Origin of the sequence: Nonomuraea sp. AD125B (assembly GCF_041402765.1) — a bacterium.
Taxonomy (GTDB): Bacteria; Actinomycetota; Actinomycetes; order Streptosporangiales; family Streptosporangiaceae; genus Nonomuraea; species Nonomuraea bangladeshensis.
The window spans coordinates 108,848-128,444 of record NZ_JBGLOU010000021.1 but is presented as its reverse complement, the minus strand read 5'-3'; the positions used below and the strand labels follow the sequence as shown (position 1 = coordinate 128,444).

Genomic DNA, 19,597 nt, shown 5'->3' with positions numbered 1-19,597 from the left:
GACGTTGCGGCTCTACCTCACCGCGCTCAAACCGACCGACTCGGTGACCGCCGGCTTCCTGCCCGCCGCGCGTGCCCTGGGCTGCGAGGTGACCGTGCTGACGGACCGGCCCGAGCAGCATCCCGGCGCGGTGGCCTGCGACGTCCGCGATCCCCGCGCCCTGATCGACACGGTCGAGCGGCTCGGCCGGCCGGACGCGATCTTCTCCAACTCCGACCACCTGCAGGCGGAGACCGCGCTCGCGGCCGACTACTTCGGGCTGCCCGGCAAGGACTGGCGGGCCTGCCTGGCCGCCAAGAACAAGTTCCTCATGCGCCGCGCGCTGGGCGAGGCCGGGATCGAGCGGGTCAGGTCCGCCCGGCTCGCGCCCGGCGATCCCGTACCGGAGGGGTGGCACTACCCCGTGGTGCTGAAGCCCAGGGAGGGCGTGGCCAGCGAGGACGTCGTCCTCGTCGAGAAGGACCTCCCCGGGGCCGTCGCCGAGGCACGGCGGCGGCGGCCCGGCCAGGCCCTCGTCGTGGAGGAGTACCTGGAGGGCCCGCTGCGCACGCTGGAGACCCTCGGGGACGGCGCGGAGGTGCGGGTGCTCGGCGGGTTCGAGACCCGGCTGGGGCCGCTGCCGTACTTCGTCGAGGAGCGCCTGGACTGGGCCCCGCCGCAGGACGGGGCCGCCGAGCACGTGCTGGCGGCGCTGCGGGCGCTCGGCGCCGGGTTCGGGGCCTGCCACACCGAGTACGCGCTGACCGCCGCGGGCCCGCGGATCATCGAGATCAACTACCGGGTCATCGGCGACACCTGCGACTTCCTGCTGGCCGACGTGCTCGGCATCCCGCTGTTCGAGTGGATCCTGCGGACGCACCTCGGCGAGCGCCTGCCCCAGGCCGGACCGGCCCCGGCCGGGCACGGCTGCGCGGTCAGCGTGGTCGCCGACCGGCCGGGAACGGTCAAGGAGGCGCCCGCCGACGAGTACGTCGACCGCGACGGCGTCCGCCTCTGGCACCGCCCGCTGCGCGCCGAAGGCGACCAGGTCTCCGTCACCGGCACCAACCGCGACTACCTGGGCGTCATCCGGGCGGTCGGGCCCTCGCGGGCGCGGGTGGACGCCGCGGTGACCGCCTACCAGGCGGCCCGGCCGTGGGTGGTCGGATGAGCGAGCGGGAGGCTTACCTGGCCGCCCGGGTGCTGAACGCGCTGCTGCGGGAGGACTACGGCGGCCTGGCCGGGCGGGTGACCCGCACCAAGGACGGCGTGGGCCTGCTGCTGGCCGACGGGCGGTGGGCGCGGCTGGAGCCCGGCCTGCTGTTCCAGGACTTCGTGGTGGCCGGGGACGAGCGGCTGGGGCTGGAGCAGGTGCTGGAGACGCTGGTGGAGGTGGCCGACCCGGCCGACTCCGAAGGCGTCGCGGCCTTCTTCGAGGAGTGCCTGGCGGCGCTCGCGGGGCTGGAGCTGATGGACGCGCACGCGGCGGAGGTGCTGCGGGACGGGCCGTCGTACGAGACGCTGGCGGCGCTGGCGGACCATCCGGTCTACCCGACGTCGCGGGCGCGGGTGGGGTTGTCGGAGGGGGAGCTGCTGGCGTACGCGCCGGAGTTCGGGCCCCGGTTCCTCCTGCGGTGGGCCGTGGCGCCGCGTGACCTGCTCGCGCCGGGCTCGGCGGCGTCGCTGCCCGCCGATCTCACGCCGCCCGGCCTCCGCGCCGAGGGGGTGCTGTTCCCCGTGCATCCGCTGGCCGTCGAGCATGTACGCAAGATCGACGGCGTACGGGTGCTGGAGGAGGAAGCGCTGGAGGTGCGGCCGACGCTGTCCATGCGGACGGTGGAGGTCGACGCGCGTACGCATCTCAAGCTGCCCCTGCCGATCAGCACGCTCGGCCTGCGCAACCGGCGCTCGATCAAGCCGGGCACGCTGGCCGACGGCGCGCGGGCGGAGACGTTGCTGCGGCGGCTGGCCGGCCCGGACGTCCTGCTGGCCGACGAGCAGACCTACGCGGCCACCGGGGACGAGCACCTGGCCTGGATGGTGCGGCGGCTGCCCGAGGGCACGATCGTGCCGGTGGCCGCGCTCACCGCGCCCGGCGTGGACCTCGGCCACCTCGTCCCCGCCTACCTGCGGCTGCTGCTGCGCTGGAACGTCGAGCTGTTCGTCCGCTACGGCGTCGCCCTGGAGGCGCACCAGCAGAACCTGGCCCTGGTCCTTCAGGGCGAGGAGCTGAAGCTGCTGGTCAAGGACAACGACGGCCTGCTGGCGTCGCCGTCGCGGCTGCGCGCGGCCGGGATCGAGGCGCCGGCGTTCGCCGACGAGCGGATGCTGACCGACGACCCGCACGCCCTCGCCGACGTGTTCGTCACCATCACCCTGCACCTGTCGGCCGCCGCCGTCGCGTTCGGGACGCTGCCGCCGGCCCGCGCCGCCGCGCTGCTGCGCGACAGCCTCGCCGAGGCGCTGGACGAGCACGGCGACCACCCCATGGCCCGGCTGTTACGCGCGAGGACCCTCGACGCGGTCCGCCTGACCGGCAAGTCCATGGTCACCGCGGGAACGCTCGCGCCCAAGTGGCGCACCGGCGCGCGCGACGTCAACAAGCACTACGGCACCAGCGGCCCCAACTACCTGAGGAGAGCCTGAATGCCCGGACCGGCCATCGACGCGCCCTGCGCGCCGGCCGAGGAGGCGACGCTGGCGGCGCTGCTGCGCTGCTGCGTCCGGGAGGTGGCCGGGCCGCGCGGCCTGGTGTGGCCGGCGCCGCCGAACCTGCTGCTGCGGGTCGCGGGGACGCTGCTGCGGGTGCGTACGTACGGGGGCGCCGCCCTGCGCTTCGACGGCCCCGCCGAGCGCCTGGACGCCGGGGCCTGGCGTCCGCTGACCACGGCCGAGCTGGTGGAGCTGGTCCAGGCCGAGCTCGGCGGGCACAACGGCGAGTTCGCCGGACAGGTCGCCGCCAGCAGGGACGCGGTCGCGGCCATCCTGCGCGCCAGGGCGGCGGCCGAGCCGCCCGCCGATCCGTGGCTGGCCTCGGAGCAGTCCCTGGTGTACGGGCACCCGTTCCATCCGAGCCCGAAGGCGCGCGGCGGCGACGGCTGGCTGCGCTACGCGCCGGAGGCGCACGCCGCGTTCCCGCTCCGGCTGCTGGGCGTGCGGGCGCCGGCCACGGTGGAGGAGGGCGAGGTCGGGGCGCTGGACGGGCTGGGCCGCGCGCCGGACGGCTACCGGCTGCTCCCCGCGCACCCGTGGCAGCTCGACCTGCTGCGGCCCGCGCTCGACGGGGACGAGCTGATCGACCTCGGCCCCGGTCCCGAGGCGGTGCCGACGTCGTCGGTGCGTACGCTCTACGTCCCCGACGCGGGGGTCTGCCTGAAGTTCTCCCTCGACGTGCGGATCACCAACTGCGTGCGCAAGAACGCCTGGTACGAGCTGGCCGGCGCGGTGGAGCTGACCAAGCGCCTGGGCCCGGTCTTCGAGCGGGTCGCGGCGGCGCACCCGGCCACCCGGTGGCTGCCCGAGCCCGGCTACCGCACGGCCGCCCGGCATCCCGAGGAGCTGGGCGTGATCGTCAGGCGGAGCCCGTGGGAGGTGTGCGACCCCGGGGTGACGCCGGTGCTGGCCGCCGCGCTCGCCCTGGACGCGCGGCCAGCCGAGCCACCTGCTGGGCCGCTCGGCTGGTGGCGGGCGTACGTGGTGAAGGTCGCGCTGCCGGTGCTGGAGCTGTTCTTCGCGCACGGCGTGGTCCTGGAGCCCCACCTGCAGAACGTCCTCGTCGGGCTGGACGGCGACGGGATGCCCGCCCAGGCCGTCTTCCGCGACCTGGAGGGGACCAAGCTCGTCGCGGGCCGGCACGGCCTGTCCGGGGTGCGGCCCGACGTGGCGGCGGCGCTGACGTACGACGCCGGGCGCGGCTGGGCCCGGGTCGTCTACTGCCTGCTGGTCAACCACCTGACCGAGATCGCGGCGGCCGTCGCCGGGCGCGACGACGCGCTGCTGCGCACGCTGTGGGAGGCCGCCCGCGAGCTGATCGCCGGGCAGGCCGACGCGCTCGGCCGGCCGCTGCCGCTGTCCGACCTGCTGGCGGGCGCGCCGCTGCCGGCCAAGGCCAACCTGGGCGTGCGCTGGGCGAGAGCCGCCGATCGCGCCGCCGGGTACGTGCCGATCGCGAATCCGCTCGCGTGATCCCCGGTCATTTGATCCCCGGCCGCGTCAGAGAGGCCGCCGCCGCGCTCCCGGCACCGGCCTACGTCTACGACCTGCCGGGCCTCGACGCGCACGCGGCGGCCGTGCGGCGGGCGCTCGCGGGCGTCGAGCTGTACTACGCCGTCAAGGCCAACCCCGACGCCGAGCTGCTGCGGGTGCTGGCCGGGCACGTGGACGGGTTCGAGGTGTCGTCGGGCGGCGAGCACGCGCACGTCACCGGCCTGTTCCCCGCGATGCCGGTGGCGCTCGGCGGGCCCGGCAAGACCGACGCCGAGCTGCGGCTGCCGCACCACCGCCTGCACGTCGAGTCCCCGAACGAGCTGCGCCGCCTGCGCGCCACCGGCCTGCCCGCCGACGTGCTGCTGCGGATCAACCCGGACCTGCCGGTCGAGGGGGCGGCGCTGACGATGAGCGGGCCGTTCGGGATGGACGAGGCGGGCGTGGCGGAGTGCCTGCCGCTGTTCGGCGGGCGGCTGCGGCTGCGCGGCCTGCACGCCCACCTGGCCAGCGGCCTGGACGCCTCCCAGCTCCTCCGCCTGGCCGCGCGGCTGCTCGACACCGAGCACGAGGAGGTCAACCTCGGCGGCGGCATGGCCGTGGCGTACGCCGAGCCGGAGCGCCGCTTCGACTGGGCCGCCTACGGCGCGGGCCTGCGGGCCCTCGCGGGCGGGCGGCGGCTGCGGATCGAGCCGGGCCGGGCGCTGACCGCGTACTGCGGCTACTACGTGACCCGGGTGGTGGACGTGAAGCGGGTGCGCGGCCAGGCGTACGCGATCCTGCTGGGCGGCACCCACCACCTGCGTACGCCGGTGACCAAGGGCCACGACCAGCCGTTCGAGGTGCTGCCGACGGGCGCGGGGCCGGGCGTGACGGACGAGCCCGTGACGCTCGCCGGTCAGCTCTGCACGCCGAAGGACGTCTTCGCGCGCGCCGTGCCGGCCTCGCTCAGGATCGGCGACACGGTGGTGTTCGCGATGGCCGGCGCCTACGCCTGGAACATCTCACACCACGACTTCCTCATGCACCCGAGGCCGGCTTTCCGTCATCTTCGCTCCTGACGCTCTCCACGAGCGCGACCAGCCCGGCCTCGTCCAGCAGGTCGACCGGGCGGACGGTGCGGCCCGCGCGTACGTAGTGGAAGGCCGCGCCCACCCGCTCCAGCGGCACCCCGGCCAGGTGCGACCAGGCCATCCGGTAGGCCGCGAGCTGCACCGACGCCGCCTTCGCCGCCTTGCCGCGCGGCGGCTGCCCAGTCTTCCAGTCGACGACCTCGTAGCCGCCGTCCGGCGTGGCGAAGACCGCGTCCATGCGCCCGCGCACCAGCCGGTCGCCGATCATCGTCTCGAACGGGATCTCCAGGTCCACCGGCCGCCGGTCGGCCCACTCGCTGCGTTCGAAGTGCTCCTGCAGCTCGGCGAGGCGCACGTCGGCCTCCTCCGGCTCCAGCTCGTCGTAGAGCTCGAAGTCGTCGATGAGCCGCTGCTGGTCCCAGCGCGTCTCCAGCCACCGGTGGAACGAGGTGCCGCGCCTGGCCAGCGGCGCGGGCTTGACCGGCACCGGGCGGCGGATCCTGCGGGCCAGCTCGCGCGGGTCGGCGGCCAGGGTGACCAGCGACGAGACGGTCAGCTTGGCGGGCAGCTCGACGATCGTGGGCGGGCGGCGCAGGTGCCGTTCGCGCTCGCGCAGCAGCAGGTCGGTGTCGCGTTCCCAGGCGCGCATGCGCTCCTGCTCGTAGGCGCGTACGGGCTCGTCGTCCTCGTCGTCGTCCTCGCCGAGCGCTCCGGACAGGACGTCCTCGACCAGCCGGGCGCCGTCGAGCACGGACTCGTAGCGCAGGCCCTCGGGCGTGACCGGCCAGACGGCCTCGGCGGGCTCGGCGAGCAGCGGGTTGGCCGCGCCCTCGGCGAGGCCGTCGGCCCAGACGGCGACCCGGTCGGCGGTGTCGCGGATCTCCAGCAGGAACTCCGAGGGCTCCAGCGGCTTGGTGGCGCTGCCCCAGCGGTAGCCGGAGGCGATGAGGTGGTAGTGGGCGCGGGTGACGGCGACGTAGGCGAGCCTGCGCTCCTCCGTCAGGTCCCGCTCCCGGCACAGCTCGTCGAAGACCGCGAGGTCCTCCTTGCCGAGCCCGCCGAGCCGCGGCAGGTCGGCGGCGTCGCCGCGCAGCGGGTACGGCAGCTTGCGCGGGTTCTCCGTCCACCGGCTGTTCATGACCGGCGAGGCGGGGAAGACGCTGCCGGTCGAGACGTGCCCCTTGGAGCTGACGAGCTGCGACAGCCCCGGCACCACCACGACCGGCCACTCCAGGCCCTTGGAGGCGTGCACGGTCATGAGCTTGACGCTGTTGCTCTCGCCGACCCGCCCGGCCTCCAGCCCGAACTCCTCGCTCTCGGCCGCCTGGAGGTAGGCGAGGAACGCCCCGAGCGTCGGGTCCTCGGCGTCGCCCGCGAAGCGGGAGGCCGCGTCGATGAAGGCGTCGAGGTCGGCCCGCGCCGCGAACGCGCCCGCCGTGCCGCTGCGGGCCGCCACCTCGATGTCGAGGCCGAGCCTGCGCTCCACCTCGGTGATCAGGTCGGGCAGCGGCTGCGCGGCGTGCGCGCGGAGCTGGCGCAGCTCGTGCGCGAGCGCGACCAGCCGGGTGCGGGCCAGCGGGGAGAACGCCGCCAGCCACTCCTCGCGGTCGGGCAGCTCGTCGAGCGCGTCCACCAGGCTGCCGCGCTCCTCGGCGAGGTCGGCCACCACCTGGTCGAGCGGGTCGGTGGCGCGCGCGCTCTCGCTCAGCTCGCGAGCCAGCTCGCGCGCGCACTCGCCCAGCACCCGCAGGTCGGCGGGGCCGATCCGCCAGCGCGGCCCGGCCAGCAGCCGGGCGAGGGCGTCGCCCGCGGTGGCGTCGTAGAGCACGCGGAGGGTGGCGACGATGTCGCTGACCTCGGGCACGGTCAGCAGGCCGCCGAGGCCGACCACCTCGACCGGGATGTCGCGCTCCTCCAGCGCCCGGCGCAGCGCCGGGAACTGGGAGCGGCGGCGGGCCAGGATGGCGACGTCCTGGGGCTGGAGCGCGAGGGTCTTCTTGCGCTCCTTGTCCCCCCAGGGCAGGCCGTCGGGGGCGACCTCCTGGCCGAGGATCTTCGCGATGCCGTCGGCGACCCACGTGGCCTCGTCCTCGGCGGTCTCGTGGAAGGCGCAGGTCACCCGGCCGCGCTCGACCCGGTTGGGTCCGGGCACCAGGACCGGCACCTCGCGCGCCTCCATGCGCAGCGGGAGCTGGACGCGGGCGGCCACGTCGAGCACCCGGTCGCCGTTGCGGAAGCTGACGCTGAGCTGACGTACGGGGGCCGGATCGCCCGCGGCGGTGCGGAAGTCGCGGGCGAAGCGGCGCAGGTTGCCCGCGGACGCGCCGCGCCAGCCGTAGATGGACTGGCAGGGGTCGCCGACGGCGGTCACCGGGTGGCCGCCGCCGAACAGCGAGCGCAGCAGGACGAGCTGGGCGTGGCTGGTGTCCTGGTACTCGTCGAGCAGCACGACCGCGTAGCGCTCGCGCTCGATCTCGCCGACCTCCTTGTGGCGGGCCGCGATCCTGGCGGCGAGGGCCATCTGGTCGCCGTAGTCGATGACCTCCCTGCGGCGCTTGAGCCGCTCGTACGCCTCCACCAGCGGCAGCAGCTGCTCCCTGGCCGCCTGCACGGCGAGCGGCCGGCGCTGGGCGAGCGTGGCGCGGCCGGGCACGCGGGCCAGCCACTCGCGCAGCCGCTCCCCCACCTCGCGTACGTCGTCGGGGCCGCGCAGGTGCTCCGACAGCTCGCCCGCCAGCTCCAGCAGGGCCGCGGTGACCGAGGGCGGGCCCAGCTCGACGCGGTCCATCGGCCCGTCGTAGGCGGCGACCACGCGCGAGGCGAGCTGCCACGACACGGCCGGGGTGACCAGGCGCATCGTCGGCTCCAGTCCCTCGCGCAGCGCGTGGTCGGTGACCAGGCGGGCGGCGTAGGCGTGGTAGGTGGAGACCGTGGGCTCGTCGTCGAGCGCGCCGGGGTCGACCAGGCCCGCCTCGGCCAGCCCGGTCAGGCGCTCGCGCACACGGGTGGCGAGCTCGGCGGCGGCCTTGCGGGTGAACGTCAGGCCCAGCACGTTCGCGGGTTTGACCAGGCCGTTGGCGACCAGCCAGACCACCCGTCCCGCCATGGTCTCGCTCTTGCCCGAGCCGGCTCCGGCCATGACGACCATCGGCTCCAGCGGCGCCTCGATGACCGCCGCCTGCTCGCTCGTGGGGGGAAGGACGCCGAGCTTCTCGGCGAGTTCGGCGGGGGTCAGCACACCTGGCCCCCGCTGTCGTTGACCGGGCAGCTCGACCGGGCCGCGCAGGTGCGGCAGCCGTCGTTGACCTTGGCCTGGAAGAACGGGCCCGACATGCCGGTGGCCACGGTGTCGACGAGGTCGGCGGCCCAGCCGGGGTTGGCGTCGTCGGCCAGCGCGCCCTGGCGCTGCTCCAGCGCGTCGTTCTTGCCGCCCGCCTTGCCGAGCTGCACCAGGGCGGCACCGCCGGGCTCGGTCATGCCGTGCCTGGCGAAGGCGCCGAGCAGCGCGGCGAGCTGGTAGACGCCGAGCTGCGGATGCCGGTCCAGCTCGCCGGCCTTCGGCTTGGAGCCGCCGGTCTTGAGGTCGATGATCACCGCTCGGTTGTCGGAGTCGCGCTCGACGCGGTCGACCCGGCCCTTGATCTGCACGCCCTCGGAGATCGTCGCGGTGAACGACTCCTCCAGCGCGACCAGCTCGCGCGGGTTCTCCTTGTGCCAGCGCAGGAACTTGCCGATCATCTGCTCGGCGACCTGGCGCTGCTTGCGGTTGTACCAGGTGCCGCCGAAGTCCAGCTCGTGCCAGACCTGGTCGAGGCGCTCGCCCAGCAGGTCCTCGCTCGGCAGGTCGGTGGCGGCCAGCACGGCCAGGGCGTGGATGACGTTGCCGAGCCCCTGGGCGGTGCTGGTGCCTGCCGCGCCGACGGCGGTCTCCAGCAGCCAGCGCAGGCCGCACTTGGTGAAGCTCTCCACCGCCGACGGCGAGATGCTGACGACGCCCTCGGGCCAGCTCAGGGGGCGGTCGTCGGTCATGGGCGTGAGGGCGTACCAGTCGTTGGGGTGGGCGCCCTGGACGCCGGCGGCGGCCAGGCGGGCGAGCTGCCTGGCGGCCTTCCTGCGGACCTTGGCCGGTTTCGTCGGGTCCGTCACGGCGCTGCGCAGGTCGGCCACCAGCGCGGACATGTTGAGCCAGCGGGCGCGGTCGTCCACGGTGGCGGTCTCGACCTCGCCGGGGGCCAGCTCGGACAGGAACCGCGAGGGACGCTCGTCGGTGTCCTCGCCGCCGACGGCGGTGACGACCAGCCTGCGCCTGGCCCGGGTGGCGGCCACGTAGAACAGCCGGCGCTCCTCGGCCAGCAGCTTGGAGACCAGGGACGCGGCGTTGGGCTCGCCGCCCTCGACGGTCTCGACGAGGTCCTCCACGCCCAGCAGGGAGCCGCGCAGCCGCAGGTCCGGCCAGACGCCCTCCTGCACGCCCGCGACCACGACGACGTCCCACTCCAGGCCCTTGGCGCGGTGGGCGGTCAGCACGCGCACGGCGTCGCCGTCGGGGGCGCGCTCGGCCAGGGTGTCGCCGGGGATCTCCTGGGCGGCCAGGTCGTCGATGAAGACCTCGGGACCGGCCTTGGGCATGCGGTCCACGAACTTGGCCGCCTGGTCGAACAGGGCCACCACGGCGTCGAGGTCGCGGTCGGCCTGCGCGCCGCGCGGGCCTCCCGACATGGCGAGGTCGCTCCAGCGGGAAGCGAGCCCGGCGGCGTCCCAGACGGCCCACAGCAGGTCCTCGGCGGTGCCGCCGGAGGCGACCGACTCCCTCGCCACGCCGAGGAGCCGCGCCACGCGCTCGGCGGGCAGCGCGACGTGCGGCTCGATCCTGGTCAGCTCGCGGGCGTCGCGCACGGCCGCGACCAGCAGCTCGCCGGACGAGCGAGCCTCGCCCTGTTCGGACGCCTCGTTCTCGGCGATCTTGAGCGCCCGGCGCAGGCGGCGTACGCCGATCATGTCGGTGCCGCCGAGCGGGCCGGTCAGCAGCTCCTCGGCCACGTTCTCGTCCAGCAGGGCCGGGTCGAGGGCGACCTTGAGCACGGTGAGCAGCGGGCGCACGCCGGGCTCCTGCGCGATCGGCACCTCGTCGCCGGCGATCATCGTGGGCACGCCGGCGTTGGTCAGCGCGCGGCGCAGCAGCGGCACCTGGCGCTTGGCCGAACGCACCAGGATCGCCATCCGGTGCCACGGCACGCCCTCGATCAGGTGGGCGCGGCGCAGCGTGTCGGCCACGATCGCGGCCTCCTGGCTGGTGCTGTCGGCCAGCAGCACGCGTACTTCGCCCTCGGGCAGACCGGGCACCGGCACCAGGTCGCGGTGGTCGTGCCGGTGGTCGAAGCCGGGGGCGACGGGCAGCTTGGCGGCCAGGCGGCGGCTGGCCCGCAGCAGGCCGGCGCCGCTCCTGCGGCACACGCGCAGGGCCAGCACGGGCGCGTCGCGGCCGTCGAGGGTGCGAAAGCGCTGCGGGAAGCCCATGATGCCGTGGACGTCGGCGCCGCGGAAGCCGTAGATCGACTGGTCGGGGTCGCCCACCGCGACCAGGTCGCGGCCGTCGCCGGCGAGGTGGTGGAGCAGCAGCTCCTGGGCCGGGTCGGAGTCTTGGTACTCGTCCACGAAGACCGCCTCGTGCGCGGCCCGCTCGCGCGCCCGCACCTCCGGCCTGGCCAGCAGCGCCGAGGCGGCGCCGACCAGCTCGGCGTAGTCGAAGGTCTCCTCGGGGTCGAGGTCGAAGCGGTCCTCGTAGCGCTCGGCGAAGCGGCCGGCCGCCACCCAGTCGCGTCGGCCGTGGCGGCGGCCCAGCTCGACCAGGCGGGGGCCGTCCAGCCCGCGCTCGTTGGCCCGGGACAGGAAGTCGCGCAGCTCCTCGGCGAAGCCGCGGGTGCGCAGCGGCTCGCGCAGCGACGCCGGCCAGTCGGGCGCGCCGTTCTCCAGCTCGCCGTGGAGCAGGCGGCGGATCTCCAGCAGTTGCTCGGGGCCGGTCAGCAGGCGCGGCGGGGCCTTGCCGGCGAGGACCGCCTCGCGGCGCAGCAGGGCGTAGGCGTAGGAGTGGAAGGTCATCGCGAGCGGGGTGCGGGTGGTGCGGCGCAGCCGGGCGGTGACGCGCCTGCGCAGCTCCTCGGCGGCCTTGCGGCTGAAGGTGAGGATGAGCGCCCGCTCGGGGTCGAGGCCGCGCCGCTCGATGCGGTCGACGACGCTCTCGACGATCGTGGTGGTCTTGCCGGTGCCAGGACCGGCGAGCACGAGCAGCGGGCCGCCGGGATGCCCGACCACGGCACGCTGATGCTCGTCCAGCACAGGGGGCACATCAGGGGCGGTGTTGCCACGTCGTACCAGGCGCCAGGTCTGACCACTCACAGCACTAGATTCCACCAGACCACAGGGGTAGATCGTGCCGAGTTGCCCGGTCTTCTCGCGCGAACCGCCTACGTTAGCGGCGGAAATCGCGGAAATCGCGACGACACGCCGAGGTCCCGGGCGCGGAGACGCGGCCCGGGACCTCGGCGGACGCCCTCTTTCAGGAGAAGAGGTGGTCCACGACGCGGACCGTCGCCTTGCCGTCGTCCCGGGGGGCGAAGGTGGCGCGGAAGGCGTCGTAGCGGTCGGCGTGGGCGGCCGCGACCTCGTCGATCGAGCGCAGCGCCTCGACGACCTGCGCCGAGGTGGACAGCACCGGGCCGGGGGCCTGCTCGGCGAGGTCGAGGTAGAGGCCGCGCTTGTTGGCGTATTTGACCTGGTCGTAAGCGTAGAGGACGATCGGGCGGCCGGTGGCGGCGAAGTCGAACATCACCGAGGAGTAGTCGGTGACCAGGACGTCCGCGATCAGCAGCAGCTCGGCGATGTCCGGATATGTGGTGACGTCACGCGCGATCTCGGGGACCGCGGGGACGGCCTGCATCGGGTGCGCCCGGACCAGGATCTCGTGGTCGGCGCCCAGCGCCTCGCGCGCCTTGGCGAGGTCGAGCTTGACCATCGCGTTCTTGCGGTCGTAGTCGCGGTAGGTCGGCGCGTACAGGACGACCCGCTTGCCCTCCGCCAGGCCCAGCCGCTCGCGCACGGCCGCGGCGAGCTCCTCGCGGTCGGGCGAGTTGAGCACGTCGTTGCGCGGCAGCCCGCTCTCCAGCACCTCGCCCTTGTAGCCGAACGCCTTGCGCAGCACCGGCGTGGCCCACGGCGACTGCGACAGCAGCAGGTCCCAGCCGCGCACCTCGGCGGCCTGGCGGTGCCAGATCGGCGGCCTCGGGTCGCGCTGCATGTGCGGCAGGTCGTTGCCGACGTGCTTGGCCGGGGTGCCGTTCCAGGTCTGCACCACCACCTGGTCCTCGCGGGCGCGGAACCAGGTGGGCAGGAACGCGTTGGTGATGATGTGCCGGGAGCGCGCCAGTGCGGCGTGGTGCTCGCGGCTGCCCGCGCGCACGACCGTGGCCGGGCCGGGCGGCACGAAGGCGCCGTCCTTGACGATCCAGATGTGCTCGCGGTCGTCGCCGCGCCGCAGCCGCTCCTCGTAGATGGCGCGGACGCTGTCGGCGTAGAGGCGGCCGTCGTTGACGACGTAGACGGTGGCGTCGTTGAGCGGCTCGGTGCGCTGCGCCGGGTAGAAGACGCGGCGCAGCACGTGGGTGCCCGCCACGCCGCGCTCGTCGGCGGGCCGGGCCTCCTCGACCGTGACGACCGGCACGTCGAAACGGGTGGAGAGCATGCGGTAGACGCGGCCGTCGAGCGTGCGCGGCTCCTCGTCCAGGCCCGCCAGCGCGGCGTGGTCCATGCGCAGCGGCACGATCTCGCCCGACGGGTGGCGCAGCGACAGGTTCCAGGTGCCGGCGGCCAGCGGCACGGGCTCGCCGAAGCGGTCCATCGCCGACGGCGCGACCCGGACGGAGAAGCCCTCGCCGGACCGCTCCATCGGCAGCTGGTAGGACAACCCCGACCGGTGCCGCAGCGTGAGCGTGCGCGGGCCGGGCGCGTCGGGGTAGCGGCCGCTCAGCACCAGCGCCGAGCCCTCCCACACGGCCGAGGTGATGACCGGCCTGATGCGGTGGGCGGAGACCACGACGCGGTCGCGCCGGTCGCCGAGCACGGTGATCTCGCGGTCGCCCACGACCTCGCGGGCCTCGGGCAGGTCGGCCAGCATGACGGAGGCCGCCGGGTCGCCCTTGGGCTCGACCCAGAGCCGCCGCCCGTCCTTCTCCTGGAGCAGGGCGGGCACGGCCAGCCCGACGACGACCTCGGTGCCGCCGGTGACCGGCGTGAACTCGGCCGCGATGCGGTGGCCGCCCAGCCGGGCGTGGCCCTTGGTGACGGTGCGGCCGGGCAGGGAGATCCTGAGCTCCAGGCGCTCGCCGTCGAGGGTGACGCCGGTCAGCTCGGCCCGGTTGGGCTGGAGCACGACCTGGAGCGCGCGGTCGGAGGTCCAGACTGGGCGCACCCACCAGCCGGGCTTGAGCTTGAGCCCCGCCGGCCGCTCGGGGCGGCCCAGCGAGGAGCCGCGCAGCAGGCCGGTGGCGCGGGCGCCGCGGCTCCAGAACACGATCTCGGCCCGCCACGTCGTGGTGTCGGGCACCGACGGGCGGTGCCGCATGCGGCGGCGCACCGCCGACACGACGTTGCGCACCGCGCCGCGCCAGCGCAGCGGCCACGGGCTCAGCTCGGCGGAGAAGCCGGACCAGTCGTAGTTGCAGCCGGGCTCGCGCGCCCCGTGGGTGGCCTCCGGCTCGTACGTCCGCCGCGTCCGCATCCGGATCGGCGGCAGCCAGCGCGGCCCGCGCAGCACCACGGTCGCCCAGTTGGCGCGCCTGCTGCGCACCGACAGGCCCGCCAGGTAGGCGAAGCCGGTGACGCGCAGCTTGCCGTCGACCCAGGCGATGTCGTCGATGTGCGTGACGGGCACCATGTCGGCGCGGCGCAGCCGGTAGAGGTCGGGCGCCAGCTCGTCCTGCAGCGGCAGGTCGGCGTACCAGCGCAGGCCCTTGCGGATGCGCCTGGACGGCTCGGCCGCGGCCTCGACGACCTTGACCAGCGTCTCGCCGTCGATCAGCTCGTCGTCGGGACGGGTCTCGATCAGGTGGACGATCACCCGCCGGGCGACCGGCAGGTCGCGTTTGACGCCCGCGTCCACGGCCGCGAGGTAGGGGCGCACGAGCGCCAGCATCTCGCGCCGCCGCGCGGGACCGCGTTTGACCGCGAGCTCGATCCGGCCCCCGAGGGGACCGCTGAGCACCTCGGTGTCGAACGCCGCGTCGCGTCCGCCGGGGCCGACCGCTCGCATGACCGCTTCGAGAGGCTCGCCACGATCGCAGAGATCCTGGACAGCCTTGAGGCGGTCGGCGAGGGGTTCGCCGCCCTGGCTCTGGGCTGTGACGCCGGTGGCCATAGGGGAGGCACCGCCTTTCGGGCCGCCATCAGTGTTCTGCCCATGGTAATGGGCGTCACATGTCACGAAATCGCCCGATCAAGGAATCCGCTGGTCAGGACCCTTACTGAAAATCCGCTGAAGGGTCGGCCGGGTGGCCTGCCGGGCGGCCGTCCCAGCGGGCGCGACGCATGTCGACCCGCTCCCCGCGCAGCGGGGTGCCCTCCTCGCGCCAGTGGGCCAGGCATTCGCGCAGGTGGTCGGGTGCGGCGCCGCTGCCGTCCGCGTGCACGACGCGCCACCAGGGCACGCCGCCTCCCCAGGTGGACATCACCTTGCCGACCTGACGGGGGCCGCCCTCGCCGAGATATTCGGCGATGTCGCCGTAGGCCATCACCTTGCCGGGAGGGATGCGCTCGACCAGATCGAGCACCCGCTCGGCGAAGGGGTTCAGGGGGTCCACGCCGCCGGTCCGGCGTCGACGATCTCCTCGAACTTGCCGAGCTCGGCCACGCTGCCGCCGCTCTCGACCTCCATGACGCCGTCGCGCAGCCGGTAGACCTCGCCGTCCTCGCCCACGAGCCGGGCGCCGAGCGCGGCCGACAACCTCAGGAGCTGGGCCACCTGCCAGTCGGAGCCGGGCTCGCCCACCACCAGGCCGGTCCAGCGGGCGACCTGGTGCGTACGCCCGTCGTGACCGATGACGATCTCGTCAGATCCGCGCAGCTCGAATCCGGCCGGCGCGATGGCCTTCGCCAAGTCCGCGAAGGCGAGTGGCGACTCGCGTACCACTCGCAGCTCGTATCCCATGACGGGGGACCATAGCGGATCTTTCATGACTCTCTACGCTGATTCAGGACGACGATCGCACCACAGAACGTGATGAGCGCCACAAGGGTGCCGCCTCCGTACAACCAGAGCCGCAGCGGGTCGGGCCCCGGCCTCTGGGGCACCGGCGCCTCGCCGCTGCCGAAGTGCTCCTTGCCGCTCGGGTCGACGACGCCGCTCGGCCGGCCGGCCAGCGCGTCGGCGGCGTTGAGCGCGGCGGCGGCGTCGACCACGCCGAAGCCGATCTGGTCGTCGTAGCCGGCGGCGGGCCGGCCGCGGGCGCCGGTCGCGAGGGCCTGCGCCACCTGCTCGGGCCGCAGGCCGGGATGCCGGGACTTGATCAGCGCGGCCACGCCGGAGATCAGCGCGGCGGCCGAGCTGGTGCCCTCCGACAGGTCGTAGCCGCTCCCGCGCCTGACCACCGGCACGCCGACGCCCGGCGCGGACACCAGCACCGACAGGTTGTCGCTGCTGAACGAGGCCCGCCTGCCCTGCTTGTCGGTGGCGGCCACGCCGATCACGCCCGGATAGCCCGCGGGGAAGCTCCAGTAGGAGGTGCCCTTGTCCTGGGCGTACTGGGTCAGGCCGTCGTTGCCCACGGCGGCGACCAGCACGACGCCCTTGTCCAGCGCGTACGACACCGCCTCCCGCTCCGACCTGACCGGGCCGTACGAGCCGATCGACATGCTGACGACCTGCGCCCCGTGGTTGGCCGCGTACCGCAGGGCGCGCGCGAGCGGGCTCTCCGCGGCGGTCTCGGCGTCGGGCGCGGGCGGGATGCCGATCACCGGCTCGTCGTCGGTCGCCATCGGCAGCGACAGGATGCGCGACTCGGGCGCGATGCCGATGAGCCCGCCGCCGGTGCCCGAGCCGGCGATCAGGGCCGCCATGGCGGTGCCGTGCCGGCCGGGCGGCACGTCGTGCACGGCGGTGCCCGAGGTCATGTCGGGGCCCTTGGTGACGCGGCCCTTCAGCTCCTTGACGGTGTCGTCCACGCCGCTGTCCACGACGGCGACGGTGACCCCGGCGCCCTTGGTGACGCTCCACGCCTGCTCGACGTTGAGCGCGTCCAGCACCCACTGCTGCTGGTCCCTGACGGGGGTGGCGGCGGTCTGGCCGGTGAGGGCGAGCAGCACCGCGGCGACGGCGCGCGCGGCGGTCAGCACACGTTCCCCTGGGTGCAGGGCGGGACCTTGGGCGGGTCCGCGAGGAAGTAGGCGATCTGGTTGCCGATGGACTTGCCCGCCGGCCACAGCTCCGGGTGCAGGATCTCCTCGGGCGGGATCGCGGCCCTGGTGCGCCCGTCGGCGTAGCCGCCGGTGGAGAAGACGAGGTAGGGGCCCGCGCCGACCCAGCTCGTACGCTGCCGCTGCTCCGGCCCGAAGCGCTCGCTCACCGTGCCGGGGAAGGCCACGGGCAGCACGCCCACGCGGTCGTCCTGGGTGAGCTCCTCGCCGGCCGACATCCTGGACTCCTCGTCCTTGAGCACGGCCACGCCGACGGTGAAGACGAACGACGCCGTCTGGTCCATGTACGTGGCCCGCAGCATCGTGACGCAGCCGTGGCTGCGCAGCACGTCGGCCACGGGGGCGTCGACGCCCTTGGCGCACTCGGTCTCGGGGGCGATGCCGACCCGGCGGGCGTACTGCTGGGCCCGGTCCAGCCCGAGGTACTTGACCTCGTCGGGGAAGACGCCGGTCGTCGGCCACGCCTGCCAGCGCCGGGCGATCTCCTCCTGCTTGTACTGGTTCTGCTCGGCGGGGGTGAGCGGCCGCGAACGGGTCTCGCTGAGCAGCCCGATCGTGCCGAGCAGCACCACGGCCGCGGACACGGCGACGATGACGCCGAGCAGCGTCACGAAGATGCGCCGGTACTGGATGCCCTGCTGGAGCTCCAGCAGCTCCGCGCGCTGCCGCGCGGCGCTCGCCCGCCTGCGGCCGTCGCCGGCCGGCCAGGCGCGCACCCGAGACCCGCGGCCGGTGGCGGCGCCGAGCGGATTCCTCCGACCCGGCGTGGCTTCCTCTCCGGCGCGCGGCAACCCTGACGTCGTCCTACGTGCCTTCACCACCGCCTCGTTCCCGGTTCGGTCTTGTGTCTAGTTCGTCCCCCTACGGGGACAGATCATGCGTCATGGGGGCTGTGCGCCCGGCGTACCCGTCTGACCAGGGTGAATATGACCCCCAGCGAGGCGAGCGCGCCCGCGCCCGCCGCCGTGGCGATGGCCGCGGAGACGGCCACCCGCCGGTCGTCCCGTACGACGACCTTGACCGGGCCCGTCCGGCCCCCCGCGAGGGGGCGGCCGGGGTCCTGGACCGCGGCGCCGGTGGCGACCGCCGTGTGGCCGGCCAGGCGGTCGGCCGCCGAGAGGGCTCTGGCGGCGCTCACGACGCCGAAGCCCGTGGAGGTGTCGTAGCCGCCCGGAGGCCGGTCGAGCGCGCCGGCGGTGAGCGCCTGCGCGACGAGCGGCGGCGACATCCGCGGGTGCCGCGCCTTGATGAGGGCGACGACGCCGGACACCAGCGCGGTCGCCTGCGAGGTGCCCCGCCCCACCCAGTACTCGTCCCCGGGGCCCGCGCCCATGATGTCCACGCCGGGCGCGGCCACCTGCACGGAGGGGTTCCAGTTCGAGAACGCGGCCCGGCGCAGCCGCCGGTCGGTCGCCCCCACCGCGACCACGCCGGGGAAGGCCGCCGGGTAGGAGTAGGGCGCGTAGTCGCGCATGAGCTTCCTGTCGCCCTCGTTGCCCGCGGCGGCCACCAGCACGACGCCCTTGGAGATCGCGTAGCGGACGGCGGCGCGCTCCTTCGCGGTGGCGAGCTCCTTGGAGATCGACAGGTTGATCACGTCCACCCCCTCGTCGACCGCGTACCTGATGCCGCGCGCCACGACGTCCTCGAAACGCTCGGCGGTGTTGAACTCCCGGAAACCGGGCTCCTCGTCCTCGAGGATGACCCTCACCGACAGTACGTCCGCTTCGGGCGCGACGCCGATGATCCCCCGTTTTCCGGCCGGCCCGTGCCCGTGGCCGGCGATCAGCGAGGCCATGTAGGTGCCGTGCAGCCTGCGCGGCGGCACGCCCGGCGGGTTCGCGCCCGCCGTGAAGTCCTTGCCCGTGCGCACCGCGCCGGTCAGGTCGCGGTGGCCCGGGTCCACGCCGGAGTCGAGCACGGCCACGGTCGCGCCCGCGCCCTTGGTCACCTGCCACGCCTTCTGGAGCTCCAGCGTCTCGATGACCTGGCGCTGCCCGCTGCGTACGTCGTCGGGGTAGGCGGGCGGCGCGCCCAGCAGCAGCGCCCCCACCGCCGCCCCTGCGGCGAGCACCGGCCGCGGCACGCCTCTCAGCACGCCTCGGTGACTGCCCCGCCTCAGCACGCCTCGGTGACTGCCCCGCCTCAGCACTGCCATTCCTCGCCGCCGCAGTCCGGCATGGCGGGGGTGCTGAGCGCGGCGAGGATCCGCTCGGAGATCTCGACGGCGAACGCGAACACCGCGGGCCGCGGCTCGCCGACGGCGCTCCCCGGCCGCCCGTCCACCTCGCCCGCCGTGGTGAGCACGAGGTACGGCCCCGCCTGCCCGACCGATCCGGCCTGACGCACGGCGGGCGTGAACCGCTCGGCGACCGTGCCGGGAAAGGCCAGCGGGAGCAGGCCGGGCACGGGCTCGCCGCCCTCGGGGAAGGCGGCACGCGCGCGCGCGGCCTGTCGCTCGTCCGGCAGGGCCGCCACGCCGACGGTGACGAGCACGCCCTGCAGAGCGTCGAGGTACGTGGCCCGCAGCAGCCCCCGGCAGCCGGCCAGGCGCAGCCCCTCGGCCGCCTCGGGGTCGGCGTGCGCGCAGGAGGTGTCGGGCGAGATGCCGACGCGGCGGGCGTGCTCCTCGCCGCCCTGCTCGGCGGAGTAGGCCAGCGTCGCGGGGAACACCCGCCCGGCGGGCCAGGTGCGCCAGCGCTCGGCCACCTCCCGCGTGGCGGCGGCGCGCAGCTCGGCGGCCGTGGGACCGCGCGTGAGCTCGGTGCCCGCCGAACCGCCGGCGACCCCGGCGGCCACCGCGCAGACCAGGGTCAGCGCGGAGGCCGCCACCAGGGTCGGCCAGGGCCGGGACGTGTTCACGTCATCGACCTTAACCA

At 74.9% G+C, this 19,597-nt stretch carries 13 protein-coding genes; 4 read left to right on the top strand and 9 right to left on the bottom strand.

Going from position 1 to position 19,597, the window contains the following annotated elements:
* The first annotated feature begins 4 nt into the window (after positions 1-4).
* The 4 genes from ACBR40_RS40890 to ACBR40_RS40875 are packed head-to-tail and all read left to right on the top strand — an operon-like array spanning position 5 to position 5,243.
* Positions 5-1,150, top strand: coding sequence for an acetyl-CoA carboxylase biotin carboxylase subunit family protein (locus ACBR40_RS40890; RefSeq protein WP_371252183.1), 1,146 nt, complete (start codon positions 5-7; stop codon positions 1,148-1,150).
* Positions 1,147-2,625 carry an IucA/IucC family protein gene (locus ACBR40_RS40885; protein WP_371252182.1) on the top strand — a complete coding sequence of 493 codons (1,479 nt, stop codon included), beginning with the start codon at positions 1,147-1,149 and terminating at the stop codon, positions 2,623-2,625. Before ACBR40_RS40890 ends, ACBR40_RS40885 begins: the two co-directional genes overlap by 4 nt.
* The gene (locus tag ACBR40_RS40880) at positions 2,626-4,164 is read left to right on the top strand and encodes an IucA/IucC family siderophore biosynthesis protein (RefSeq protein WP_371252181.1); all 1,539 of its coding nucleotides are present in this window, start codon (positions 2,626-2,628) and stop codon (positions 4,162-4,164) included.
* The gene (locus ACBR40_RS40875; RefSeq protein WP_371252180.1) at positions 4,161-5,243 is read left to right on the top strand and encodes a type III PLP-dependent enzyme; all 1,083 of its coding nucleotides are present in this window, start codon (positions 4,161-4,163) and stop codon (positions 5,241-5,243) included. The genes ACBR40_RS40880 and ACBR40_RS40875 overlap by 4 nt, the downstream gene beginning before the upstream one ends.
* On the opposite strand, the gene ACBR40_RS40870 is transcribed toward ACBR40_RS40875, so the two are convergent.
* The 9 genes from ACBR40_RS40870 to ACBR40_RS40830 form a co-directional block, all read right to left on the bottom strand.
* Positions 5,203-8,493, bottom strand: coding sequence for an ATP-dependent helicase (locus ACBR40_RS40870; protein ID WP_371252179.1), 3,291 nt, complete (start codon positions 8,491-8,493; stop codon positions 5,203-5,205). The genes ACBR40_RS40875 and ACBR40_RS40870 overlap by 41 nt on opposite strands.
* Positions 8,487-11,591, bottom strand: coding sequence for an ATP-dependent helicase (locus ACBR40_RS40865; RefSeq protein WP_371252178.1), 3,105 nt, complete (start codon positions 11,589-11,591; stop codon positions 8,487-8,489). The genes ACBR40_RS40870 and ACBR40_RS40865 overlap by 7 nt, the downstream gene beginning before the upstream one ends.
* 220 nt (positions 11,592-11,811) lie before the next feature.
* Positions 11,812-14,559, bottom strand: coding sequence for a CDP-glycerol glycerophosphotransferase family protein (locus tag ACBR40_RS40860; RefSeq protein ID WP_371252177.1), 2,748 nt, complete (start codon positions 14,557-14,559; stop codon positions 11,812-11,814).
* 208 nt (positions 14,560-14,767) lie between these two features.
* A complete protein-coding gene (locus ACBR40_RS40855; RefSeq protein ID WP_371252176.1) occupies positions 14,768-15,106 on the bottom strand; it encodes an MGMT family protein in 339 nt (112 codons plus the stop codon).
* Positions 15,094-15,453: a hypothetical protein gene (locus tag ACBR40_RS40850; protein ID WP_344210551.1), complete on the bottom strand. Its 360-nt coding sequence runs from the start codon at positions 15,451-15,453 to the stop codon at positions 15,094-15,096. Before ACBR40_RS40850 ends, ACBR40_RS40855 begins: the two co-directional genes overlap by 13 nt.
* 23 nt (positions 15,454-15,476) lie before the next feature.
* Positions 15,477-16,637, bottom strand: coding sequence for a S8 family serine peptidase (locus ACBR40_RS40845; protein WP_344210553.1), 1,161 nt, complete (start codon positions 16,635-16,637; stop codon positions 15,477-15,479).
* Entirely contained in the window at positions 16,631-17,434 is an 804-nt protein-coding gene (locus ACBR40_RS40840) for a hypothetical protein (protein ID WP_344210555.1), read from the bottom strand. Before ACBR40_RS40840 ends, ACBR40_RS40845 begins: the two co-directional genes overlap by 7 nt.
* 158 nt (positions 17,435-17,592) lie before the next feature.
* Positions 17,593-18,816, bottom strand: a complete 1,224-nt coding sequence (locus ACBR40_RS40835) for a S8 family serine peptidase (RefSeq protein WP_371252175.1) — start codon at positions 18,814-18,816, stop codon at positions 17,593-17,595.
* A 47-nt stretch (positions 18,817-18,863) separates the two neighbouring features.
* Entirely contained in the window at positions 18,864-19,580 is a 717-nt protein-coding gene (locus tag ACBR40_RS40830; RefSeq protein ID WP_371252174.1) for a hypothetical protein, read from the bottom strand.
* Positions 19,581-19,597 lie beyond the last annotated feature (17 nt).